Source organism: Winogradskyella pacifica (assembly GCF_013403915.1).
Classification (GTDB): Bacteria; Bacteroidota; Bacteroidia; order Flavobacteriales; family Flavobacteriaceae; genus Winogradskyella; species Winogradskyella pacifica.
The window spans coordinates 1-836 of record NZ_JABFDI010000061.1; the positions used below are offsets into that span (position 1 = coordinate 1).

The window sequence follows — 836 nt, forward strand, 5'->3', positions numbered from 1 at the left end:
AAAAACCCAGAAACCAAGTGAATAAAACGATATTTGAAATTACCAAAATGGATTGTCCTTCAGAGGAAAATCTTATCCGAATGAAATTGGACGGAATTTCAAGCATTGCAAATTTGGACTTTGATATTCCGAACCGAAAATTGACCGTTTTTCACAGCGGAGAAATTGACCAAATCGAAAAGTCCGTTATCGAACTGAATTTAGGTGGAAAAAAAATCTCAACGGAACAAACCGACCAAACGGAATTTAAAGAAAACGAAAATCAGAAAAAACTACTTTGGTCTGTACTTGCCATAAATTTTGCTTTTTTCATTATCGAAATGACGACAGGAATTATCTCAAAATCTATGGGACTTGTTGCCGATAGTTTAGATATGCTTGCGGACAGTTTTGTGTACGGAATTAGTTTGTTTGCGGTTGGCGGAACAGTAATAAAGAAAAAACGTATTGCCAAACTTGCTGGATATTTTCAAATAATACTTGCGATTATTGGATTTGTAGAAGTCTTGAGAAGATTTTTCGGAAACGAGAAACTTCCCGATTTTTCAACAATGATTATCGTTTCGATTTTTGCACTTATTGCAAACGGAATTTGTCTTTATATTTTGCAAAAGTCAAAGAGCAAAGAAGAAGTACATATGAAAGCAAGTATGATTTTTACTTCGAATGACGTGATTATCAATTTGGGAGTAATTATTGCAGGAATTTTAGTGCATTATTTGAGTTCTAATAAACCTGATTTGATTATCGGAACAATTGTTTTTGCATTGGTAATTCAAGGAGCATTTCGGATTTTGAAATTAAGTAAGTGAACGAAAAAAGCACTACTTACAACA

The 836-nt window shown here is 33.4% G+C and carries 1 protein-coding gene; it reads left to right on the top strand.

Annotated elements, in window-relative coordinates:
* Positions 1 to 17 precede the first annotated feature (17 nt).
* Positions 18 to 812, top strand: a complete 795-nt coding sequence (locus HM984_RS17400; protein WP_179350115.1) for a cation efflux transmembrane domain-containing protein — start codon at positions 18 to 20, stop codon at positions 810 to 812.
* Positions 813 to 836: the final 24 nt, after the last annotated feature.